The organism is Mesorhizobium sp. M1A.F.Ca.IN.020.06.1.1, assembly GCF_004023265.1.
In the GTDB taxonomy this organism is placed as follows: domain Bacteria; phylum Pseudomonadota; class Alphaproteobacteria; order Rhizobiales; family Rhizobiaceae; genus Mesorhizobium.
Map to the genome: position 1 here is coordinate 1 of NZ_RZSR01000407.1, position 5,031 is coordinate 5,031.

Below are 5,031 nucleotides of genomic sequence, written 5' to 3' on the forward strand. Positions count from 1 at the left end.
CGCCATGCTTGCGCAGAACCCCTACGGGCTCGACTTCGGCGAGCGGGTGGCTTTCCTCGCCGCGACGGCGCCTGTTCATTCGGTGACCGCCGACCGCGGCGAGTTCGTCGGCAGGCACGGCACGACCGAATATCCGCAGGCCGTGCTTGGCGGAGTTGCTTTGTCCGGCCGCGTCGAGGCAGGCGACGATCCGTGCGCGGTGATCGCCAGCGACATCGACATCCCGGCCGGCGGCGACGTGACGCTGTTCTGGCTGCTTGGCGACGCCGCCACGGCCGCCGAGGCGAGCGCCCTGGTCCAGACCCACAGGGACAAGGATTTCGACCGGCGTCTGGCCGACAATGAGCGCGTCTGGCGCGGCTTCCTCGACACCATTCAGGTCGAAACGCCGGACAAGGCGCTCAACGCCATGGTCAACCACTGGCTGCCCTACCAGAGCCTGGCCTGCCGCATCCGCGCGCGGTCGGCCTTCTACCAGGCGAGCGGCGCCTTCGGCTTCCGCGACCAGTTGCAGGATACGCTGGCCTTGCTGGCGCATGATCCGAAGCTGGCGCGCGACCAGATTCTCAACGCCGCCCGCCGGCAGTTCCAGGAGGGCGACGTGCAGCACTGGTGGTTGCCCCGCACCGATGCCGGCGTGCGCACCATGATCTCGGACGATGTCGTGTGGCTGGCGCACGCGACGGCCCGCTACATCGAGGTGACGGGCGATGCCGCCATCCTCAAGGAGCAGATACCGTTCATCGACGGGCAGGAGCTTGGCGAGGGGGAGCACGACGCCTTCTTCACGCCCGAGATCACCAAGACCACAGCCTCGCTTTACGAGCACTGCGCGCGGGCGCTCGATCTGGCCATCAAGCGCAGCAGCCCGGCCGGCCTGCCGCTGATCCTCGGCGGCGACTGGAACGACGGCATGAACCGTGTCGGCGAGGGCGGCAAGGGCGAAAGCGTCTGGCTAGGCTGGTTCCTGCTGAAGACGCTGGGTGACTTCGCCCCCATCGCCAAGGGACAGAGCGATGGCAAGCGGGCGCAGGCCTGGACGAAGCACGCGGACCTGCTGAAGCGGGCGCTGGAGAGCACGGCCTGGGACGGCCAGTGGTACCGGCGCGGCAGCTTCGACGACGGCACGCCGCTTGGCTCCCGCAATTCGGATGAGTGCAAGATCGACTCCATCGCCCAGTCCTGGAGCGTGCTGTCGGGCGAGGGGGATCCTGCCCGCTCGACCACGGCCATGGAACAGGCGACGAAGATGCTCGTCGACGACAAGCACAAGATCGTCAAGCTGTTCACGCCGCCCTTCTCGAACAGCGACAAGGATCCCGGCTATATCAAGAGCTACCCGCCGGGCGTGCGCGAGAACGGCGGCCAGTACACCCATGCCGCCACCTGGTTCGTCATCGCGCTGGCCGAGATGGGACGCACCGACGAGGCTTATCGCTGCTTCTCGATGCTGAACCCGGTCAACCACGCCTCGGACGAGGCGGCGGCCGAGCATTACCGCGTCGAGCCTTACGTCGTGGCGGCGGACATCTACGCCGGCGAAGGAAAAGGCGGCCGCGGCGGCTGGACCTGGTATACGGGGTCGGCCGGCTGGCTCTACCGGGCCGCGGTGGAAGGAATCCTCGGCATCGAGCGGCGCGGCAAGCAGATCACGTTTAGGCCGAAGCTGCCCGGCCACTGGGACGGCTACGCCGCCACACTCAAGATGTTCGGCGGCGAAATCAAGGTTCGCGTCATCCGCGACAAAAAGACCAAGTCGATCGCGCTTGAAGTCAATGGTTCGAAGACCAAATCAGGGTCTTTCGAACCGAGGGCCGGCGAGATGACCGACGTCGTCGTCAAGATACCTGCGTAGGATCAACGGTTTGCCTTGCAGGCCGCGCATCTCTCGGGATGCGCGGCCGAGCTTGGCGTTTTACTTTGCCAATGGGCCGGGCAGCGTGCGCCCACGCTGCTTCAGGCACGGCTAAGCAAGCGCAAGTGATTAAAAATGTGGCAGCGCTGGGCAGGTGCCATTGTTTTGCCGCAAGGCTGACATTTCACCTTTTATCTCAAACCGTTAGGTGATCACGTCAGATTTCGCACCGTCGTCATCTTTTGTTCGCTAAATCGGAACGGAAGGGATAGACGACGCATTGTTTCGCGACACATAAACCGGTACGTGTCAAAAAATGGTGCGGCGCACAATACCGACATTGAGCACGGACAAGAGTTTGGCGGAGTAGCTGAAGTGTCACTTCTGCAGATCTACTTTAGAGCGCTGAGTTATCTGGCTGCGGACAAGAAGCGCGTCGCGCTGATCTGCGGCGCCAACGTCGCGCTTGCCGCGATCGCCATTCTCGAGCCGATCCTTTTGGGCCGGGTGATCGGCGCCATTTCCGAAAAAGGTCCGGTGTTTTCGACGCTCGCCGTCTGGGCCGCTCTCGGTGTCTTCAATGTCATAGCTTTCGTGCTGGTGTCGCGCGGCGCCGACCGCTTCGCCCATGCCCGGCGTTCGGAAGTGCTGTGCCAGTCCTTCGAGCGCGTCATCACCATGCCGCTCGCCTGGCACCACCAGCGCGGCACGTCCAATTCGCTGCACACGCTGCTGCGCGCCGTCGAAACCCTGTTCAGCCTGTGGCTCGAATTCATGCGCGTGCATCTCTCGACGGCCATTGCGCTGGTGCTGCTGGTGCCGACCGCGCTTTCCATGGACATCCGCATGTCCATCGTGCTGCTGGGCCTCGGCGTGCTCTACGTCGGAATCGGCCGTATCGTCATGCGCCGTACCAAGTCGGGGCAGACCGCCGTCGAGCGCCACTACCACACAGTCTTTGCCCATGTGACCGACAGCGTCAGCAACGTCGCCGTGCTGCAGAGCTATAACCGCATCGGCCATGAGACCGCGACGCTGAAGCGCTACGTCAAGGACCTGCTCGACGCGCAGAACCCGGTGCTCGACTGGTGGGCTATCGCCAATGCGCTGAACCGCCTGTCGTCGACCATCTCGATGATGATCGTGCTCTCGATTGGGGCTTATCTCGTCACCCGTGGCCAGCTCCGTGTCGGAGACGTCGTCGCCTTCACCGGCTTTGCCGGAATGCTGATCGCCCGTCTCGACCAGATGTCCGCCTTCACGACGCAGATTTCCGAGGCCCGCGCCAAGCTCGAGGATTTCTATCGCCTCGAGGACTCGGCCGCCGAAACCGCCGAGCCGGACGGCCTGCGCGAGTTGACCAACGTCACCGGCCGTGTGCGGTTCGAGGACGTCAGCTTCGAGTTCGCGAATTCGGGCCATGGTATCGAAAATGTCTCCTTCGAGGTGCCGGCCGGCAAGACCGTCGCCATCGTCGGCCCGACCGGCGCCGGCAAGACGACGCTTATCAACCTGCTGCAGCGCGTGTTCACGCCGTCCAGCGGCCGCATCCTGATCGACGGCATCGACACTCGCACGGTGACCCGCAAGTCGCTGCGCCACTCGATCGCCACCGTCTTCCAGGACGCCGGCCTGCTCAACCGCTCGATCGAGGATAACATCCGGGTCGGCCGCGCCGATGCGAGCAATGACGAGGTGCACGCCGCCGCCAATGCCGCCGCCGCACAGGACTTCATCCTGGCCAAGAGCAGCGGCTACGACACCGTCGTCGGCGAGCGCGGCGGCCAGCTCTCGGGCGGCGAGCGCCAGCGCATCGCCATCGCCCGCGCCGTGCTGAAGGATGCGCCGATCCTGGTGCTCGACGAGGCGACCAGCGCGCTCGACGTCGAGACCGAGGACCGAGTCAAGGAAGCGATCGACGAACTGCGCCGCAACCGCACGACCTTCATCATCGCCCACCGCCTGACCACCGTGCGCGACGCCGACTTGGTCGTCTTCATGGACAAGGGCAAGGTGGTCGAATACGGCGGCTTCACCGAGCTGTCGCTGCGCAACGGCCGCTTCGCAGCCCTGCTGCGCGCCGGCGGCCTGCTCAACGACGAGGAGGTCCGTCGCCTCAGCCGTCCGGTGACGGAAGCGGCGTAAGCTTTCTTCCCTGTGGGACAAGGTGTCGCCGCAGGCGACAGATGAAGGTGTTCCAGGAAGATCAGCGTCTCACTCCGTCGCGCACCCTATCCGTCTCGGCGCTCGCGCGCCGATCCACCTTCTCTCACAAGGGGAGAAGGAGAGAGTGCGACAACCGTCCGATTGCCCCTGATGCATCGCCGGTCTATTTAGATCGGCATGAGCGACACCACCTCACGCCTCGCCGGCTGGATCGATCTCGCCAACCCGACGCGCTTCGTCGGGCTGGCCAACAAGGTTATTCCGTGGCTCGCGGCGACCGCGGCGATACTGCTCGGCGTCGGCCTCTATATGAGCTTCACCGCGCCGGAGGATTTCCAGCAGGGCATCACGGTGCGCATCATGTACATCCACGTGCCTTTCGCCTGGCTTGCGATGATGTGCTACACCATCATGGCGATCTCGGCGCTCGGCACGCTGGTCTGGCGCCACCCGCTGGCCGACGTGGCGCTGAAGGCAGCGGCTCCGATCGGCGCCACCTTCACCGCGCTCGCGCTGATCACCGGCTCGATCTGGGGCAAGCCGATGTGGGGCACCTGGTGGGTGTGGGACGCTCGGCTGACCTCGGTCTTCGTGCTTTTCCTCATGTATCTTGGGATTATCGCGCTGACTCGCGCACTGGACGACGCCGGCCGCGCCGCCTGGGCCGCCGCCATCATCACGCTGGTCGGCTTCATCAACATCCCGATCATCAAATTCTCGGTCGATTGGTGGAACACGCTGCACCAGCCGGCCTCGGTCTTCCGCCTCGGCGGCCCGACCATCGACCCTTCGATGCTGTGGCCGCTCGCCGTGATGGCGCTTGGCTTCACCGTGCTGTTCTTCGCGCTGCACCTGATGGCGATCCGCACGGAGATTTTCAGGCGCCGCGTGATCGCGATGCGCAGGGTTGCGGCGCGGCAGGCGGAACGGCAGTAGATTTTCGGACCAATAGCGGTCTGTCGCGTTCCTTCTCGCCCCCCTCTGTCCTGCCGGACATCTCCCCCACAAGG

The 5,031-nt window shown here is 64.9% G+C and carries 2 protein-coding genes and 1 pseudogene; all 3 read left to right on the forward strand.

All coding sequences use genetic code 11. The features are described from left to right. Positions 1–1,855: pseudogene (locus tag EOA60_RS18275) on the forward strand (protein ndvB); the annotation flags it as partial. 375 nt (positions 1,856–2,230) lie between these two features. Further along, positions 2,231–4,000, forward strand: a complete 1,770-nt coding sequence (locus EOA60_RS18280) for a glucan ABC transporter ATP-binding protein/ permease (RefSeq protein ID WP_067000546.1) — start codon at positions 2,231–2,233, stop codon at positions 3,998–4,000. 198 nt (positions 4,001–4,198) lie between these two features. Further along, entirely contained in the window at positions 4,199–4,957 is a 759-nt protein-coding gene (locus tag EOA60_RS18285; RefSeq protein WP_095824767.1) for a heme ABC transporter permease, read from the forward strand. Positions 4,958–5,031: the final 74 nt, after the last annotated feature.